This window comes from Mycobacterium sp. NGS68 (genome assembly GCF_059812195.1).
In genome coordinates this window covers 280,328-296,970 of sequence record NZ_JCALCE010000004.1, presented here as the reverse complement: position 1 = coordinate 296,970, position 16,643 = coordinate 280,328, and the positions used below count along the sequence as shown (strand labels likewise).

Below are 16,643 nucleotides of genomic sequence, written 5' to 3'. Positions count from 1 at the left end.
GCCGCAGTGTCGGCCAGCTCTCCAAGGAGAAGTCCATGTCGTTCGTGACGACGCAACCAGAGATGCTCAACACGGCCGCCCGCGAGTTGGCGAGCATCGGCGCGGCGATGAGCGCCCTGAACGCGGCGGCGGCCGATCTGACCACCGAGGTGGTTCCCGCTGCGGCCGACGAGGTTTCGGCGACGACGGCGATGCGGTTCGCCGTTCACGCGCAGCTGTACCAGCTGGTGAGCGCGCAGGCCGCGGCGATCCACGAGCAATTCGTGGGCGTGCTCGCGTCCAGCGGGGGCTCCTACGCCGCAACCGAGGCCGCCAACGCCGCCGCGACTCGCGCGGGAGGCGGATGATGCAGGATTTCGCGGCGCTGCCGCCGGAAATCAATTCCGCCAGAATTTATTCCGGCCCCGGCTCGTCGCCGCTGGTGTCCGCCGCGATGGCCTGGAACCGGCTGGCCACCGAGTTGCACGCCACGGCGGCGTCCTATGCCTCGGTGATTTCGGCGCTCACCACGCAGCAGTGGCTGGGGCCGTCGTCGATTTCGATGGCAGCCGCCGTCGCGCCCTATGTGACGTGGATGAGAACCACTGCCGCGCAGGCCGAGCAGGCCGGTGCCCAGGCCTTGGCCGCGGCCGGCGCCTACGAGACGGCGCACTCGCTGACCGTGCCGCCGGGCGAGGTGACCGCGAACCGCCAAGCGGTGATATCGCTGGCGCGGACGAACACCTTCGGCCAGAACACGCCGGCGATCGCGACCGGCGAAGCGGAATACGGCGAAATGTGGGCCCAGGACATCGTCGCGATGGACGGGTATGAAGGGTCCTCGGCCGCGGCGTCGAAGCTTTCGCCGTTTGCGGCGCCGCCGGCCACCACCAACGGCGCGGCCGCGGCGGCCGCGCCCGCGGCGTCGTTGCCGCCGGGCCTGGAGGCCGCGCTCGGCGCCCTGGGCATCACCGCGGATCCGTCCATCTCCCTGGGGCCGCTGGAGGATCTCGACGTTCTGGTGCTCGCCGCCGTACTCGTGGCGGCCGGCAGCCTGGGCGTGTCCGCGGCGCAGCTCATCGAGGTGTATCGCCACGACGACGTCGAGGAGTGGGAGGAGAACCCGAGCAACGCCGCTGGGGAGCCCGCGGCGGAGGGCGAGGTACCCGCGTCCCCCAGGGTCAGGAGCCCGAACCCCGGGCGGCTGTCCAGTCCCGTCGGACCGCCGATCGCAGCGCTGTCCGGCTACTCGGCGAATGTCGGCGGGCTTTCGGTGCCGCCGAGTTGGGCGATGTCGCCCGCGGTGCGACAGGTGGCCGCCATGTTCCCCAACACGACGCCGATGTTCATGACGAGCGGTTCCGACGACGGGTACGTCGGCATGGCGGCGGCCGGGATGGCGGGTACCAGCCTGGCGGGCCTCGCCGGCCGGGGCGGCGGCTCGTCGACGACCCCCGCCGCGGCGGCGTCGGCGGGAACTGGCGGCGGCGGGGCCGCGGCGGCCACGCGAACCAACGCTGCGGCCGGTCCGTCGATACCCGCGGCGGCCGGAGCATTGGGCATACCGGGGCTGCCGTCCGGCTTGCCGCCCGGCGTCGTGGCCAATCTCGCGGCGACCCTGGCCGCGATGCCCGGGGCGACGATCATCGTCGTGCCGCCGAACCCCAATCAGCAGTAGGGGGTGTGGGCGGCGGGCCGAGCGGGGCCCGGCGGCCGCCCGCAAACAGGCACATGCCTCCCGGCCGCGACGCGGGTGACGGCGAGCCAGCTACGGCTGCCCCGCAAGCAACCGCACCATCAGGCCGTTGCCCTCGGCCAGCAGGGCGCCGTCGGCGTCGGTGAGCTCGGCGGACACGAACGCCTTGCGGCCCTCGGTGCTGGTGACGCGGCCGCGGATGGCCAGGGGCGCGTCGATCGGGGTGACCTTGCGATAGTCCACATGCAGGAAGGCGGTCCGGCTGATCGGCCGCCCGGACGCATGCGAAATCATGCCGAACATGTGGTCGAACAGCAGCGGCAGCACTCCCCCGTGCACCGCCATGTTGCCGCCGACGTGAAACCGGCTGAAATACCCTGTCATCGCGACACCGGAAGGTCCGTACTCGGTCAGCGTCCACGGCGGCATCAGCAGGCTGCCCATGCCGGGCAGGCCCGGCGTCCGTCCGGCCGGCGCGAGACCCTCGTCGGCCTGATACGGCCCCAACAGCTCGGCCAACGCCTCGGCCTGTGCGGCCGCCGAGTCCCACACGTCGTCACCCGGGTCGGCGGACACCGCCAGGTCCTGCACCCGTCGCATCGCCGCCACGAACCGGCCGAAGCCAGCGCCGGGGGTGGCCGGGCCGTATTCCGGAAAGCCGCCGTGGTGCAGGTATTCGGGGTCCAGTTCTTCGGGAGCCTGCTGGTCCGGGTCCGTCACGCGCGGGCCGCCAGGACGTCCCGGCGCACGATCGTCTGATCCCGGCCCGGGCCCACGCCGATGCACGAAATGTGGGCTCCGGCAAGCTCTTCCAGCCGCAGCACGTAGTCGCGGGCCTTGGCGGGCAGGTCGTCGAACTCGCGCGCCGCGGAGATGTCCTCCCACCAGCCGGGCATCTCCTCGTAGACGGGTTCGGCGTGACACAGCTCGCTCTGGGTCATCGGCATCTCGGGCGTCTGCACACCGCCGATCCGATAGCCGACGCAGATCGGCACCGTCTGCAGGCTGGACAGCACGTCGAGCTTGGTCAGGAAGTAGTCGGTGATGCCGTTGACCCGGGTGGCGTAGCGGGCGATGACGGCGTCGAACCAGCCGCAGCGGCGCCGGCGCCCGGTGGTCACCCCGAACTCGCCACCCGTCTTGGACAGGTATTCGCCATTCTCGTCGAACAGCTCGGTGGGGAACGGGCCCGAGCCCACCCGCGTCGTGTAGGCCTTGAGTATCCCCAGCACGGTGCGGATCCGCGTGGGCCCGATCCCCGAGCCCACCGCCGCGCCGCCGGCCGTCGGGTTCGAGGACGTCACGTACGGGTAGGTGCCGTGGTCGACGTCGAGCAGGGTGCCCTGCGAGCCTTCCAGCAGCACCGTCTCGCCGGCTTCCAGCGCGTTGTTCAAGAGCAGCCGAGTGTCGGCGATCCGGTGCCGGAAGCCCTCGGCCTGCTCGAGCAGGGTCTCGACGACGTGGTCGGGATCGAGGGCCTTGCGGTTGTAGATCTTGACCAGTACCTGGTTCTTGAACTCGAGCGCGGCCTCGACCTTGTGGGTCAGCTGCTCCTGATCCAGCACGTCGGCCACGCGGATCCCCATGCGGGCGATCTTGTCCTGGTAGCAGGGCCCGATGCCGCGGCCCGTCGTGCCGATCTTCTTGCTGCCCATGTAGCGCTCGGTGACCTTGTCGATGGCGACGTGGTAGGGCATCAGCAGGTGCGCGTCGGCGGAGATCAGCAGCTTGGAGGTGTCGACGCCGCGGTCTTCCAGGCCCTTCAGCTCGCTGAGCAGGACGCCGGGGTCGATCACCACGCCGTTGCCGATCACGTTGGTGACGCCGGGCGTGAGCACCCCCGACGGGATGAGGTGCAGCGCGAAGTTCTCACCGGTGGGCAGGACGACGGTGTGCCCGGCGTTGTTGCCGCCCTGGTAGCGCACCACCCACTGCACGCGACTGCCAAGCAGGTCGGTGGCTTTACCTTTGCCCTCGTCGCCCCATTGGGCGCCGATCAGGACGATTGCCGGCATGACGTACTCCCTGCTTATTGGCTTATTGTGGTCCAGCCGGTGACCCACCCTATCCCAGCAGCTAGCGAGGAGTGCCGTGATTTCCAGCGTGGCGGTGCTGCTGTTCGGCGACCGGCCGGCGCCCCGTGCGCTGTCCGGCCTGCCGGCGTACCGGCTCGACGCAATCGACCTGGACTCCTACCGCCGGCTGGTGGTCGTCGGCGCCGACAACGACCTGGCCGCCGTGCTCACCCGGCTGCTGCGCGCCGACCGGCTGGATATCGAGGTGGCCTACGTGCCGCGCCGGCGCACGACGGCGACGCGGGTCTACCGGCTGCCGACCGGGCGCCGGGCGGCCCGACGGGCGCGGCGCGGCTCCGCGCGACGGGTGCCGCTGATCCGCGACGAGACCGGCTCGGTAATCGTCGGCCGCGCCCGCTGGCTGCCGCCGGACGGGAACGCAGCGCTGCACGGCGAGGCCGTCGTCGACGACACCGCGCTGTTCGACGGCGACGCACCCGAGGTCTGGGTCGAGCCGACGGCGACGCTGCCCGGGCTGCGCGCCGCGCTGCGCACCGGAGGATGGCGGGGGTGGATCACCGGGCGCGCGGCGCAGCTCGGGACGACCGGCGTCACCGTCGTGCGCGACGGTGTTCCGGCCGCCCGCACGGCACGCCGCTCGACGTTCTATCGCAACGTGGAGGGCTGGCTGCTGGTCCGGTAGTCAGCGCCTTCAGGTAATAGCCGCCCGTAGCGCTGAAAAGGCCGCCAACTCCGCACATCACCACGACTGCTGGCCGTATGGCCTGCGGTAACGGGCCGCTAACATGCTGATCGTGGTAGGACACGCCGCTGTCGGCGGGACGCCGTTCGGTCGCTATCGGCTGCTGTCGCTGCTCGGCGAAGGCGGCATGGGCGAGGTCTGGCGTGCGCATGACACCGTGACGGACCGCGAAGTGGCGATCAAACTTCTCCCCCCGAAGCTGTCGAAGGACGAAGAATTCCAGGAGCGCTTCCGTCGAGAGTCCCATGCCGCGGCGCGACTGAATACCCCGCACGTTGTCCCGATCTACGACTACGGAGAAATCGACGGACGGCTGTTCGTGAGCATGCGGCTAATTGAGGGTCGCGACTTGGCCGCCGTGCTCGCCGACGGTCCGCTCGAGCCGAAGCGGGCGGTCCGCGTCATCGAGGGAGTGGCATTGGCCTTGCACGCGGCCCATCAGGCTGGTCTGCTGCATCGCGACGTCAAACCCTCCAACATCTTGCTCGATGCCAACGACTTCGCCTACCTGATCGACTTTGGAATCGCGCGCGCGACCGACGACACCCGAATGACGAAGACCGGCAACGCATTAGGTACTTTCGCCTATATCGCCCCCGAGCGCCTGGACAGACACGGCAAAGAGGACGCCCGGGTCGACATCTATTCGTTGGCGTGCGTGCTGTATGAGTGCCTGACCGGTGAGCCGCCATTTACCGACGACACGATCCCGCGCCTGATGATGGCCCACCTGCACTTCCCGCCGCCTCGCCCCTCGATCTCTCGGTCCGATCTCCCCCCGCAGGTGGACGAGGTCATCGCCATCGGCATGGCCAAAAATCCCGATCGGCGGTACGCCACCACAGTCGAGCTGGCAGACGCCGCCCACAACGCGATCACCGAGCCCATTGCTCAACCAGCGCCAGCTCCCACCGCGATCACCGAGCCCCTTGCTCAAACAACGCCAGTTCCCAGGTTGCGCCCGATGACGCAGCGGGAAACCGAGCGTGTCCCGGCCCCGCCAACGATCTTTACCGCCGGACCACCGCCCCCCGCCAGCTCGCCTGCGCCGCCGCCCGCGTGGCCCATTACGGCTACGGCCCGCAGTGGCAACCGAGGCCGCACAGTCCTCATTGCCGCAGGCGCACTTGCACTTGTGATCGCGATCGTCTCGGCGGTCGGCTTTTACGCACTCGGCAAACAGAGACCGCCCGCGTCCCCGACATCGCCACCAGCGTCGACCGCGGCGCCGGAGCGCGTGGCGCCCAACGTCGTCGCGACCGAACCGGCTGAGGGCGCCACGGTGCCCGCCGGACCGTTCAAGCTGAAGGTCACGTTCAACCAAAGGATGGCGGCCGATACCTATTCGTTCGTGGTGATCGAGGGCATCGCCTTCCCCCCGTGCCAGATGGCACCCAAGATCTCGGCCGACGGCATGACCTTCTCGGTCGACTGCACGCTGGCAGCGGGCACGCACTATGCGCTGAGCTTCAACGGCGGCAGTTACATGAACTTCAAGAACGAGGCGGGCGTTGCCGCCGTCCCCAGCGTGCTGCACTTCTCGACCGCGCCCTGAGCCGAGCGGCTTTCAAGTAGCTTCGGGTAGCTTCGGACCCGTGCGACCCAGCCCGATCTTTCTGGCCCTGGTTGGAGTGACGGCCCTGGGCGGCGCGCTGGCCTGGCTGGCGGGTTCGACCGTGCGACCGCTGTCGTATGCCGGCGTGTTCGTCTTCGTAATCGCGGGCTGGCTGGTGTCGCTGTGCCTGCACGAATTCGGGCACGCCTACACGGCCTGGCGGTTCGGCGACCACGACGCCGAGGTCCGCGGCTACCTCACCCTGGACCCGCGGCGGTACACGCATCCGGGGCTCTCGCTGGTGCTGCCGATGGTGTTCATCGCGCTGGGCGGGATCGGCCTGCCGGGCGCGGCGGTGTACCTGCGGACCTGGTTCATGCCGCCGGCTCGTCGCAGCATGGTCAGCCTCGCCGGCCCGGCGGCCAACCTGGTGCTCGCGGTGCTGCTGCTGACGCTCGCCCGGCTGTTCCTCGACGCGGGGCATGCCGTGTTCTGGTCCGGGGTGGCGTTCCTCGGGTTCCTGCAGATCACGGCGGTGGTGCTGAACCTGCTGCCCATTCCGGGGCTGGACGGCTACGACGCGCTGGAGCCGCACCTGAGCCCCGAAACACAACGCGCAGTGGCCCCGGCCAAACAGTGGGGCGTGTTCATCCTGCTGTTCCTGCTGCTGGCGCCGGGGCTGAGCCAGTTTCTGTTCGGATTTGTGGACTGGCTCTTCGGCTTCTCCGGCGTGCCGCCGGTGCTGGCACATTGGGGCAGCAGGCTGACGCGGTTCTGGAGCCAGTGGATCTGACTCTTGCGATATATGCATTAATACGCATATATTACTGCGCATGGGCGCAGGACACTCTCACACCCCCGCCGAGGCCGCGGACCCGGCCGCCGCTTCGCGGATGATTCCGCGCATGATCGCGGCCGCCGGGATACTCGCGGCGTTCTTCGTCGTGGAGCTGACCACCGCGATGCTGATCAACTCGATCGCACTGCTGGCCGACGCCGGACACATGCTGACCGACGTGGTCGCCGTCTTCATGGGCCTGGGCGCCGTGGTGCTGGCCCGGCGTGGCAGCTCGTCGCCCGACCGCACCTACGGCTGGCACCGTGCCGAGGTGTTCACCGCGGTGGCCAACGCCGTCCTGCTCGTCGGCGTGGCGGGGTTCATCCTCTACGAGGCGATCAAGCGGCTCAGTGAGGCGCCGTCGATTCCCGGCGTGCCGATGGTGGTCGTGGCCCTGGCCGGCCTGCTGGCCAACCTGGTGGTGGCGCTGCTGCTGCGCTCGCATTCGGAGGACAGCCTCGCCGTGAAGGGCGCCTACATGGAGGTCGTCGCCGACACCGTCGGCAGCCTGGGCGTGCTGATCGCCGGCGTGGTCACCATCACGACGCACTGGCCCTACGCCGACGTCGTGGTTGCCGTGCTGGTCGCGCTGTGGGTGCTGCCGCGGGCGATCTCGCTGGCGCGACAGGCCTTGAGGATCCTGTCCGAATCGTCGCCGGCGCACGTCGACGTCGAGGAGCTGCGTACGGCACTGGGCGCGGTCGACGGCGTCACCGGCGTGCACGACCTGCACGTCTGGACGCTGTCACCGGGCAAAGACATGGCCACCGCGCACCTGACCAGCACCGCCGACTCGGCGCGGGTGCTCGCCGACGCGCGTGCCGTGCTGCACACCCGCGGCCTGGACCACGCGACGGTCCAGATCGACTGCCCGGACGGGCATTGCGAGGAGAGCTTCTAGCGATCCCTAGAGGCCGAGCGCGGGCCGGGCGGCGGGATCGCAGTCGTCGAGCAGGTCCAGGCAACGCAGGTGCTCGGGGGTCTCGCCGATGGCGTCGGCGGCCCGCGCCAGCGCCGCCACACACCGCAGGAAGCCCCGGTTCGGCTCGTGGGCATAGGGCACCGGGCCGAAGCCCTTCCAGCCGTTGCGGCGCAGCTGGTCCAGGCCACGGTGGTAGCCGGTGCGCGCGTACGCGTAGGCGGTGATGGCCTTGTCGTCGGCCAGCGCCTCCTCGGCGAGCGTCGCCCAGGCCACCGAGGCCGACGGGTGCGCGGCCGCGACAATGCCCGGCTTTTCGCCGGCGAGCAGTTCGGCCTCGGCCTCGCTGTCACCGGGCAGCAGGATCGGATCAGGTCCCAGAAGGTCACCCATAGGCGTCATGGGGTCCATTTTGCCGGGAGAGCAAATGCGCCAGCTTGCCGACGCCCCAATCCGGTACGCGGTCGCTAAGCTACGACCATGGCCGATGCACCCGAGCCCGAAGGCCGACCCTTGGTGCCCAACGACGCCGAGACCGAAACCGTGGTGATCAAGCCCGAGTCGGACGCGGACTACGACACGAATCCGGAGGGGCAGCGCGAACGGCGCTTCACCGCGCCCGGCTTCGACGCCAAAGAGACCCAGGTGATCCCCACCGGCTCGGATCCCGAAACCGAGGTCATCCCGAAGTCGCCGCGCGCGTCGGCCCCCCGGCACGCCCCCGCACCGCCCCCCGCACCGCCCCCGCCGGCACCGGGGTTTCCGCCGAAAACCGCGGTGCCTCAATCGATCCCGCCCCGCGAGGCGACGAAGTCCAAGGGCGCAACCCGCAACACCAAGCTGGGCTGGGTGCTGGCGATCGTGGTCATCGTCCTGGCGGTGATCGCCATCGCGATACTGCTCATGGTGCTGCTGAGCCCGCACCACTCGGGCAGCGTCTCGCAAGAAGACCGGGTGCGACAGACCATCAGGCAACTGGACACCGCGCTGCAGGCCGGCGACCTGGCAACGCTGCGCGGCATCACCTGCGGCACCACCCGCGACGGCTACACCGACTACGACGAGCGCCGTTGGCAGGAGACCTACCACCGCGTTCTGACCGCCAAGCAGATTCCGGTGATAGCCACCATCGACGAGGTGGCCGTCAACGGCCGCCACGCCGAGGCGAACGTGACCACGTACATGGCCTACGACCCCCAGGTCCGTTCGACGCGCAGCTTTGACCTGCAGTACCGCGACGACCATTGGAAGATCTGCCAGTCCCCCACCGGCTAGGTCGCGCGAGGCGGGCGCGAGCCGCCCCGTATGTAGGATGTCCGCCATGTCGCTGGACGAGGGTTCGGTGTTTGCCGGCTTCACGGTCGTGCGGACGCTGGGGTCCGGCGTCTCCGGTGAGGTGTACCTCGTCGACGACCCCCGGCTGCCGGGTCCGGCCGCGTTGCAGATCCTGTCGGCCGAGGCGTCGGCAGACCCCGAGTTCCGGGAGCGCTTCCACCGCGAGGCCGAGGCGGCCGCGGCGCTGGCCCACCCGCACATCGTCGGGATGCGCGACCGGGGCGAATTCGACGGGCGGCTGTGGATCGCGACGGACTTTGTCGAGGGCACGTCGGCCTCGCGGTTGCTGGAGCAGCAGCGCGACGGGCTGCCCCGCGACGAGGCGATCGAGATCGTCGCCGCTGCCGCCGACGCGCTGGACTACGCACACGATCGCGGCCTGGCGCACGGCGACGTCAGGCCGGCCAACATCCTGCTCGCCACCGGCGAGGCCGGCGAGCGGCGGGTCATGCTGACGAACTTCGGCACGGCGCCCCGCGGTTCGGGCCAGGGCGCTGACCAATCCGCCTTGGCCGCAACGGCTTACGAGTTGCTCTGCGGCGCAAGGCCCGAGTCGGGCCTGGACACGATTCGGCCGGAGCTGGCGGGCCTGGACGGGCCGATATCGCGGGCGCTGACCGCGCAACCCGCCTTCGCGAACTGTCGGGAGTTCGCGGCCGCGCTGCGTGCCGACGCCCAAACGCCGGCCGGTACGACGACGGACGACACCGTCGTCGCACCCGCACCGACCGCCGTCGCGCCCGTCGTGCCCGTCGCAGCCGTCTTACCGGCGGCGGCGCGCAGGCGCATGGCGCTGTGGCTGATCCCGGTCGCCGTGGCGGCGGTGGTGATCGCCGCGGTGTCCGCCGTGTTGCTGCTGCGGCACGGCTCGCCGAAGGTGTCGCAGGAAGACCGGGTCCGCACCACGATCCGCAAGTACGACACCGCGGTCCAGAAGGGCGACCTGGCGACGCTGCGCAGCATCACCTGTGGCACAACCCGGGACGGCTACCTGCACTACAGCGACGAGGCCTGGGCGGCGACCTATCAGCGGACCGCCAACGCCAAGCAGTATCCGGTGATCGACACCATCGACGAGGTCGCCGTCAACGGCAAGCACGCCGAGGCGAACGTGACCACGTACATGGCATACGACCCGCAGCTGCGCTCGACACGCGGCATCGACCTGCAGCTGCTGGACGGTGAATGGAAGGTCTGCCAGTCCCCTTAGCCCGCGCGACTCAGCCCGTCTGCTCGGCGGGGGCCGTCAGCTCAGCGCCTTGCCGGCGCAGTGCAGGTCGTTGCAGGCCTCGATGACGCGCTCGGTCATGCCGGCCTCGGCCTTCTTGAGGTAGCTGCGCGGGTCGTAGACCTTCTTGCTGCCCACTTCGCCGTCGACTTTGAGCACGCCGTCGTAGTTGGTGAACATGTGCGTGACGATCGGGCGGGTGAACGCGTACTGGGTGTCGGTGTCGACGTTCATCTTGACCACCCCGTAGCGCAGCGCCTCCTCGATCTCGGACTTCTCCGAACCCGAACCGCCGTGGAAGACGAAGTCGAACGGCTGCGCCCCGTCGGACAGGCCCAGCTTGGCCGCGGCCACCTTCTGGCCCTGAGCCAGGATGTCGGGGCGCAGCTTGACGTTGCCGGGCTTGTAGACGCCGTGCACGTTGCCGAAGGTGGCGGCCAGCAGGTAGTGGCCGTGTTCGCCGTGGCCCAGGGCGTCGATGGTTTTCTCGAAGTCCTCGGGGGTGGTGTACAGCTTGTCGTTGATCTCGTTGGCGACGCCGTCCTCCTCGCCGCCCACCACGCCGATCTCGATCTCCAGGACGATCTTGGCGGCCGCCGCCTGCTTCAGCAGCTCCTGCGCGATCTCCAGGTTCTCGTCGATGGGCACCGCCGAGCCGTCCCACATGTGCGACTGGAACAGCGGGTTGAAGCCCTTGCCCACCCGTTCGGCGGAGATCGCCAGCAGCGGGCGCACATACGTGTCGAGCTTGTCCTTGGGGCAGTGGTCGGTGTGCAGGGCCACGTTGATCGGGTACTTGGCCGCGACGATGTGGGCGAACTCGGCCAGCGCGACGGCGCCGGTCACCATGTCCTTGACGCCCAGGCCCGAGCCGAACTCCGCGCCGCCGGTGGAGAACTGGATGATGCCGTCGCTGCCGGCGTCGGCGAAGCCCTTCAGGGCGGCGTTGATGGTCTCCGACGAGGTGCAATTGATGGCCGGGAAGGCGTACGACCCTTCCTTGGCACGGCCCAGCATCTCGGCGTAGATCTCGGGCGTTGCGATCGGCATGGATGACTCCTCTGAGAAGTACGGATCTGTCCAGTATGGCAACGCCGGTATGTTGAAGCACCATGAGCACCACCGTGATGGCCGCAGGCGGCATCCTCGACCCGTGGTTCTGGCTGGGTAAGAACGGTGTATTCGGCTCCGCGGTGCTGCCCGGGATCCTGATCATCATCTTCATCGAGACTGGCCTGCTGTTTCCGCTGCTGCCCGGCGAGTCGCTGCTGTTCACCGGCGGGCTGCTGTCCGCCCACCCGGAACCACCGGTCAGCATCTGGGTGCTGGCGCCGGCGGTGGCCGTGGTCGCGATCCTGGGCGATCAGTGCGGGTATTTCATCGGGCGACGGATCGGTCCGGCGCTGTTCAAGAAGGAAGACTCGCGGTTCTTCAAGAAGCACTACGTGACCGAGTCGCACGCCTTCTTCGAGAAATACGGGCCGTGGGCGATCATCCTGGCCCGCTTCGCGCCGTTCATCCGGACGTTCACGCCGGTGGTAGCCGGGGTTTCCTACATGCGCTATCCGGTCTACCTGGCGTTCGACATCGTCGGCGGCATCGCGTGGGGCGGCGGCGTGACGCTGGCGGGCTACTTCCTGGGCAACGTGCCGTTCGTGAACCACAACCTGGAAAAGATCATCCTGGGCGTCCTGTTCGTGTCGCTGCTGCCGGCGCTGTTCTCCGCCGTGAAGATCTACCGGTCGCGGCACCGGCACGCACCCGAGCAAGAGCCCACCGCTGCCCCGGAAAGTAATGCTTGACCCACCTGAGCCACGGCGCGAGCGGCCCCAAAAGTACAGGAAAACACCGCTCAGACCCCCAATTTGAGGACCTTCGCGACGGTTAGGAGCGGGCTACGCGTCGGCGACGTCGCCGTGGCCGGACTCGGCGTCGTCCTCGTCCGGCGCGACGTCCGCGTCGTCGCCGGCATCAGCAGCCTCCGCGACGTTGTGCGCGGCCTCCATCAGCATCCACGCGGACACCTGCACCGACAGGTCCCGCTCGGGGTATTCGGACGCGTTAACCGCGCCCCCGACGAACTGCGCGGCCTGGCCGCCGGCAGCGGGCAGCTCGGCGTCGCGGTCCCAGAACGCGCCGAATACCGGCAGCCCGTCCGCCGTTTGCCGGTTGTCCCACGCCGCCTTGGCCGACGACACCACCAACGCCCCGGCGGTGCGGCGGGCGGCGATGTCGGCGTCGTCGTCACCCGGCAGGTCGGTGGCGACCAGCGCGAGGTAGCGGGCGGTGATCCCGGCGAACAGCCCGCCGTCCCCGCCGCCTGAGCCCTGCAGCACCCCCGACGGCGCCATGTGCTCAGCGATGGCGTCGACCAGGCGATGCACCCGTTCGGCGTGCCGCCCGTGCTCGGTCCGCGCGGCCAGTTCGGTCTCCAGCCCGAGCACCACCCCCTGGCAGTAGGTGTATTGCGCGCGCACCAGCGAGCCACCCATGATGCCGTCGAACACCAGGTGCGTCTCGGGGTCGATCAGCGTGCGATCGATCCAGTCGGCCATCTGCTCGGCGCGGGGCAGCCGGTCGCCGTAGCGGGTCAGGAAGATCCCGGCGGGGCCGTTGGCCGGGGCATTGAAGAACTGGTCCTGCTTGCGCCACGGGATGCCGCCGCCGTCCTCGGGCACCCACGCCTTGACGAGCTGATCGGCAAGCTTGGGCAAGGCGCGCCGACGCTCGACGCCGGCGAGCCGCGCGGCACGTTCCAGCGCCAGCGCCAGCCAGGCCATGTCGTCGTAGTAGTTGTTGGTCCACGAGAAGTTGTTGCGCACCCGGTGCGACCGGACCTGCCGGTTGATTCTGGTGTGGCGCTCCGGCTGCGGATCGCGCACCTGCGCGTCGACCAGGCAGTCCAGCAGGTGCGCCTGCCACCAGTAATGCCACGTGCTGAACAGCCGGTCTTTTCGGGTGGACGGCCAGGCCACCACCCCCAGCTGGGTGCCGGGCATCCCCCACAGCCGTTTCAGGTGCCGTTGCGTGACGGCGGCTTCGGCGCTGGCCGCCCGGTTCGCCCACAGCTGGTCCATACTTACCGATCCTGCCTCAAAGCGGGCCGAGGAGTGGCGTCGGTGCTACTGCACCGGAAGTTTCAGCACCCGGTTGTTGCCGTAGTCGGCGACGTACACGTTGCCGGTGCTGTCCACCGTCACACCGGAGGGACTATCGAGCCCGGTGAAGGGCAACCTGGTCGACGTCTGCGAGTCTGCCGCCAACTTCAACACTTGGCCGTTACCGCTGTCCACGACGTAGACGTTGCCGGTGCTGTCCACCGCAACGCCGCGGGGTTTGTTGAGGCCGGTCAGGGAGAGCACAGTCGGTGTGGACGAGTGCGCCGCCAGCTTCAACACTCGGTTGTTGGAAGCGTCGGCGACATAGACGGCGCCCGCGCTGTCCGCCGCGACACAGTAAGGATCGTTGAGGCCGGTGAACGGCAACTCAGTCGGGGTGGACGAGCCCGCCCCAAGCTTCAAAATTCTGTGGCCGACGGGGTCGGTGACGTAGAGAGTGAGGGTGCTGTCCACCGCCACACCCCAGGGATGCTCCAGCGACGACTCGGTTGGGGTGGACGAGCCAGCGGCCAGCTTTAGCACCGATTGCGTCAAGAAGTCCGTCACATAAAGGGTGCCGGTGCGGTCCACCGCCACGTCGATGGGTTTGTTGAGACCGGTGAACGGCAGCTGGATCGCGGCGGCCGAGCCTGCGGCCAGTTTCAACACCCGATCGTTGTAGGAGTCGGAGAGGTAGAGGGTGCCGGTGTTGTCCACCGCCACACCGATGGGCTTGTTCAAGCCGGTGAACGGCAGAGCAATTTGAGTGCCATAAGGCCGTTGCGACGATGCCGGGTGTTTGATCAGGGCGGGAATGCCTACAGCCGCTGCGATGACGCCGACGAGTGCAACGGCGGCGGCGATGAGCGTGATCGTGGTGCGCCGACTGATCCGGCCAGCCTTCGCCGGGGCGGGCAGCGCGGGCTTGGCGGGCGCCGGTGACGCGGCCGTAGCGGTCCACGGCTGGGCCGGCGGCAGCTGCGTCGTCGGGAGCGGCGGGGTAACCGATGCCGGTCGCTCGACGGGGACAGCGATCGCGTCTCGGGCGGCGTCTGCCAACTCGATTGTGGTGGCGTACCGCAGCCCGGGATCTTTGGCCATGCCGGTCGCGATGACATCGTCAACCCGCGTGGGCACTCCCGGTTGAAGGGTCGAGGGCCGAGGCGGTGGAGTGTTGAGGTGCGCCGCGATGAGGTGGGCTGTCGTGCTCCCGGGAAAAGGCGGCTCACCGGTCAGAGCTTGATAGAGCACACACGCCAACGAGTAGACATCGACGCGGGCGTCCTCTTCGGCGTGCGGATCGAGCCGCTCCGGGGCGATGTAAGCGAACGTGCCGATCGTGTTGCCGGTCTTCGTCATTCGGGTTTCGTCGGTTATGCGGGCAATCCCGAAATCGATCAGGTAGGCGAAGTCGTCGCGGTCCAGCAGGATGTTGGAGGGTTTGATGTCGCGGTGCAGCAAACCCACCTCATGGGCGGCGTGCAACGCCTTCGCGACCTGATCGATGATCCGCACCGCGCGGGCCGGATCCAGGGGGCCCTCGGCGAGTACTACGTCCAGATCGCGGCCGTTGATCAGCCGCATGCTCACATACAGCCGACCGTCGATCTCCCCGTAGTCGTAAATGGGGACCACGTGCGGAGTATCCAAGCGTGCCGCCGCGTGGGCCTCTCGACGGAACCGCCGCTGAAAGTCTTGGTCCTCAGACAGATTCGCCGGCAGGACTTTGATCGCAACGACGCGATCCGTGACGGTGTCGTGCGCCCGCCACACCTCGCCCATCCCGCCGCGGCCCAGCAATTCGATCAGCCGGTATCGACCGAACGGGGTGCCCTCCATGAGCGGCCTTCCATCTCGACGTTCGATTGCTGCAAACGATAAGCCTCACATGAAGTTCATGGGAGATGAATAAACTTGCGAATTACGGGGATCGGCCGGGCAGGATGAGTTGGGTTGTGTTGTGGCTCAAGTAGTTGGAGACGGCGAAGACCGCAACGGTCGCCGGGGCGGCTGCCCGCAATCGCTCCCCACCAGGAAAACGCGTTCAGCGGGCCAACGCGACGAACAGGTCCTGCAACCCGGTCAGTGAGTTCGCCGGCAGGAACAGGTCGCAATGCGGCAGCGCGGCGGCCATCGAGCCGGCCAGCGGCTGGAAATCCCGTTGCGCCGCGCGGGGGTTGAGCCAGACCAGCGTGTGGGCGCGACGACGGAGCCGGGCCAGCGCGCGTTCGAGCACGTCGGGCGGGTCACTGTCCCAACCGTCCGAGGCGACGATGACGACGGCCCCGCGCAGTGCGCTGCCGTGCGGCGGGGACAGCAGGGCGGCGACGCTGCGGCCGATGAAGGTGCCGCCGTAGCGGTCGGTCACCTTGGCGTTGGCGCGGTCCAGCGCCACCTCGGCCGAGCGGTGGGACAGCACCGCGGTGAGCCGGGTCAGCGACGTCGAAAACGCGAACACCTCTGGCCGGATGCGCGCCTGCCGCAGCACCGCCGCCCGCATGAGGTGCAGGTAGATCGCGGCGTACGGCTGCATCGAGCGGCTGACGTCGCACAGCAAAAGCACCCGTCGGGGACGACGGCGCAAACGGGTGCGCGCCAGCCGCACGGCTTCCCAGCCGGTCGAGCGCGACGCGGCCAGGGTCGCCCGCAGGTCGATCCGCTTGCCGTGGGGGCTGGCTTCGGACCGCAGGCTGCGCCGCCGCGGCCAGCGCGCGACGGTGTCCTCCAGCCAGGAGCCGAGCTGCCGCAGGTCGTCGGGGTCGAATTGGTCGAACGGTTCGTCGGCCATCGCGGCGAGGCGGCCGGGCAGGACGTCGGGCAGTCGGATGCCGGCGGCGGCGCCGACGTGGTCGGCGGCGCGGCGGGTGGCCCAGGGCAGGGCGTCGCCTCGGGACGGGGACGCGCCGTCCCCGCGGTGCACGATGCCGGACGCGGGCGTGCGCGGACCCGGAAGTGCCAGGGATTCCGGCCGTTTCGCGTCGTCGGCGTAGCCGACGGCCGACCAGAACACCGCGTCGAACGCGGCGAGGTCCTCCATGCGGTTGACCAGGGTGATCCTGGCCGCCCAGTACAGCGCCGACGACGTGTGCGGCACCAACCGCCGCAGCGCCTGCACGAAGGTCGCCTGCCCGTCGCCGGAGACCGGCACCCCGGCACCGCGCAGCCGCACCACCAGCGCGGCCGCGAACGCCGCCAGGTCGACACCCCGCAGCAACAC

Annotated in this window: 16 protein-coding genes; 9 read left to right on the top strand and 7 right to left on the bottom strand. The window is 69.2% G+C overall.

From position 1 onward, the window contains the following. Nucleotides 1–35 precede the first annotated feature (35 nt). Together AC5Y5V_RS07725 and AC5Y5V_RS07720 are read left to right on the top strand one after the other, a co-directional pair. Nucleotides 36–347 (top strand): PE family protein, encoded by a 312-nt coding sequence (locus AC5Y5V_RS07725; RefSeq protein WP_499932431.1) that lies wholly within the window; start codon nt 36–38, stop codon nt 345–347. Beyond that, nucleotides 344–1,657 (top strand): PPE family protein, encoded by a 1,314-nt coding sequence (locus AC5Y5V_RS07720; protein WP_499932429.1) that lies wholly within the window; start codon nt 344–346, stop codon nt 1,655–1,657. The genes AC5Y5V_RS07725 and AC5Y5V_RS07720 overlap by 4 nt, the downstream gene beginning before the upstream one ends. A gap of 90 nt (nt 1,658–1,747) precedes the next feature. Here the strand turns inward: AC5Y5V_RS07720 and AC5Y5V_RS07715 are convergent, their stop codons facing one another. Together AC5Y5V_RS07715 and AC5Y5V_RS07710 are read right to left on the bottom strand one after the other, a co-directional pair. Next, entirely contained in the window at nt 1,748–2,395 is a 648-nt protein-coding gene (locus AC5Y5V_RS07715; protein ID WP_499932427.1) for a PaaI family thioesterase, read from the bottom strand. After that, the gene (locus AC5Y5V_RS07710) at nt 2,392–3,690 is read right to left on the bottom strand and encodes an adenylosuccinate synthase (RefSeq protein WP_499932425.1); all 1,299 of its coding nucleotides are present in this window, start codon (nt 3,688–3,690) and stop codon (nt 2,392–2,394) included. The genes AC5Y5V_RS07715 and AC5Y5V_RS07710 overlap by 4 nt, the downstream gene beginning before the upstream one ends. Nucleotides 3,691–3,766: 76 nt before the next feature. Between AC5Y5V_RS07710 and AC5Y5V_RS07705 the strand changes: the two genes are divergently transcribed. From AC5Y5V_RS07705 to AC5Y5V_RS07690, 4 genes are all read left to right on the top strand, one after another. Beyond that, nucleotides 3,767–4,393: a peptidase M50 gene (locus AC5Y5V_RS07705; protein ID WP_499932422.1), complete on the top strand. Its 627-nt coding sequence runs from the start codon at nt 3,767–3,769 to the stop codon at nt 4,391–4,393. Between the two features lie 103 nt (nt 4,394–4,496). Next, nucleotides 4,497–6,008, top strand: coding sequence for a protein kinase domain-containing protein (locus AC5Y5V_RS07700; RefSeq protein ID WP_499932420.1), 1,512 nt, complete (start codon nt 4,497–4,499; stop codon nt 6,006–6,008). A gap of 40 nt (nt 6,009–6,048) precedes the next feature. Then, the gene (locus AC5Y5V_RS07695; protein WP_499932418.1) at nt 6,049–6,801 is read left to right on the top strand and encodes a site-2 protease family protein; all 753 of its coding nucleotides are present in this window, start codon (nt 6,049–6,051) and stop codon (nt 6,799–6,801) included. 40 nt (nt 6,802–6,841) lie between these two features. Beyond that, a complete protein-coding gene (locus tag AC5Y5V_RS07690) occupies nt 6,842–7,747 on the top strand; it encodes a cation diffusion facilitator family transporter (RefSeq protein ID WP_499932416.1) in 906 nt (301 codons plus the stop codon). A gap of 6 nt (nt 7,748–7,753) precedes the next feature. On the opposite strand, the gene AC5Y5V_RS07685 is transcribed toward AC5Y5V_RS07690, so the two are convergent. After that, on the bottom strand, nt 7,754–8,167 hold the full coding sequence (locus tag AC5Y5V_RS07685; protein ID WP_499932414.1) for a DUF3151 domain-containing protein: 414 nt from the start codon (nt 8,165–8,167) through the stop codon (nt 7,754–7,756). Nucleotides 8,168–8,245: 78 nt separating this feature from the next. Here AC5Y5V_RS07685 and AC5Y5V_RS07680 point away from each other — a divergent pair, with 78 nt between their 5' ends. Both AC5Y5V_RS07680 and AC5Y5V_RS07675 read left to right on the top strand, forming a co-directional pair. Then, a complete protein-coding gene (locus tag AC5Y5V_RS07680; protein ID WP_499932412.1) occupies nt 8,246–9,040 on the top strand; it encodes an Rv0361 family membrane protein in 795 nt (264 codons plus the stop codon). 46 nt (nt 9,041–9,086) lie between these two features. Continuing rightward, complete coding sequence (locus AC5Y5V_RS07675; protein ID WP_499932410.1) at nt 9,087–10,310, top strand: Rv0361 family membrane protein; 1,224 nt, start codon at nt 9,087–9,089, stop codon at nt 10,308–10,310. A gap of 36 nt (nt 10,311–10,346) precedes the next feature. Here AC5Y5V_RS07675 and fbaA read toward each other — a convergent pair whose 3' ends face one another. Continuing rightward, complete coding sequence (gene fbaA, locus AC5Y5V_RS07670; RefSeq protein WP_499932408.1) at nt 10,347–11,378, bottom strand: class II fructose-bisphosphate aldolase; 1,032 nt, start codon at nt 11,376–11,378, stop codon at nt 10,347–10,349. A gap of 62 nt (nt 11,379–11,440) precedes the next feature. Between fbaA and AC5Y5V_RS07665 the strand changes: the two genes are divergently transcribed. Next, complete coding sequence (locus tag AC5Y5V_RS07665; protein ID WP_499932406.1) at nt 11,441–12,130, top strand: DedA family protein; 690 nt, start codon at nt 11,441–11,443, stop codon at nt 12,128–12,130. 93 nt (nt 12,131–12,223) lie between these two features. Here the strand turns inward: AC5Y5V_RS07665 and AC5Y5V_RS07660 are convergent, their stop codons facing one another. From AC5Y5V_RS07660 to AC5Y5V_RS07650, 3 genes are all read right to left on the bottom strand, one after another. Next, nucleotides 12,224–13,405 (bottom strand): glycoside hydrolase family 76 protein, encoded by a 1,182-nt coding sequence (locus AC5Y5V_RS07660; RefSeq protein WP_499932404.1) that lies wholly within the window; start codon nt 13,403–13,405, stop codon nt 12,224–12,226. Between the two features lie 45 nt (nt 13,406–13,450). Beyond that, on the bottom strand, nt 13,451–15,265 hold the full coding sequence (locus tag AC5Y5V_RS07655) for a serine/threonine-protein kinase PknD (RefSeq protein ID WP_499932402.1): 1,815 nt from the start codon (nt 15,263–15,265) through the stop codon (nt 13,451–13,453). A 205-nt stretch (nt 15,266–15,470) separates the two neighbouring features. Next, a complete protein-coding gene (locus AC5Y5V_RS07650) occupies nt 15,471–16,643 on the bottom strand; it encodes a vWA domain-containing protein (RefSeq protein WP_499932401.1) in 1,173 nt (390 codons plus the stop codon).

Bases quoted from the DNA above. Each gene is read 5' to 3' on its own strand.
- AC5Y5V_RS07725 (WP_499932431.1), top strand. From the start codon at position 36: ATGTCGTTCGTGACGACGCAACCAGAGATGCTCAACACGGCCGCCCGC.
- AC5Y5V_RS07720 (WP_499932429.1), top strand. From the start codon at position 344: ATGATGCAGGATTTCGCGGCGCTGCCGCCGGAAATCAATTCCGCCAGA.
- AC5Y5V_RS07710 (WP_499932425.1), bottom strand. From the start codon at position 3,690: ATGCCGGCAATCGTCCTGATCGGCGCCCAATGGGGCGACGAGGGCAAA.
- AC5Y5V_RS07700 (WP_499932420.1), top strand. From the start codon at position 4,497: ATGCTGATCGTGGTAGGACACGCCGCTGTCGGCGGGACGCCGTTCGGT.
- AC5Y5V_RS07690 (WP_499932416.1), top strand. From the start codon at position 6,842: ATGGGCGCAGGACACTCTCACACCCCCGCCGAGGCCGCGGACCCGGCC.
- AC5Y5V_RS07685 (WP_499932414.1), bottom strand. From the start codon at position 8,167: ATGACGCCTATGGGTGACCTTCTGGGACCTGATCCGATCCTGCTGCCC.
- AC5Y5V_RS07680 (WP_499932412.1), top strand. From the start codon at position 8,246: ATGGCCGATGCACCCGAGCCCGAAGGCCGACCCTTGGTGCCCAACGAC.
- AC5Y5V_RS07675 (WP_499932410.1), top strand. From the start codon at position 9,087: ATGTCGCTGGACGAGGGTTCGGTGTTTGCCGGCTTCACGGTCGTGCGG.
- fbaA (WP_499932408.1), bottom strand. From the start codon at position 11,378: ATGCCGATCGCAACGCCCGAGATCTACGCCGAGATGCTGGGCCGTGCC.
- AC5Y5V_RS07665 (WP_499932406.1), top strand. From the start codon at position 11,441: ATGAGCACCACCGTGATGGCCGCAGGCGGCATCCTCGACCCGTGGTTC.
- AC5Y5V_RS07660 (WP_499932404.1), bottom strand. From the start codon at position 13,405: ATGGACCAGCTGTGGGCGAACCGGGCGGCCAGCGCCGAAGCCGCCGTC.
- AC5Y5V_RS07655 (WP_499932402.1), bottom strand. From the start codon at position 15,265: ATGGAGGGCACCCCGTTCGGTCGATACCGGCTGATCGAATTGCTGGGC.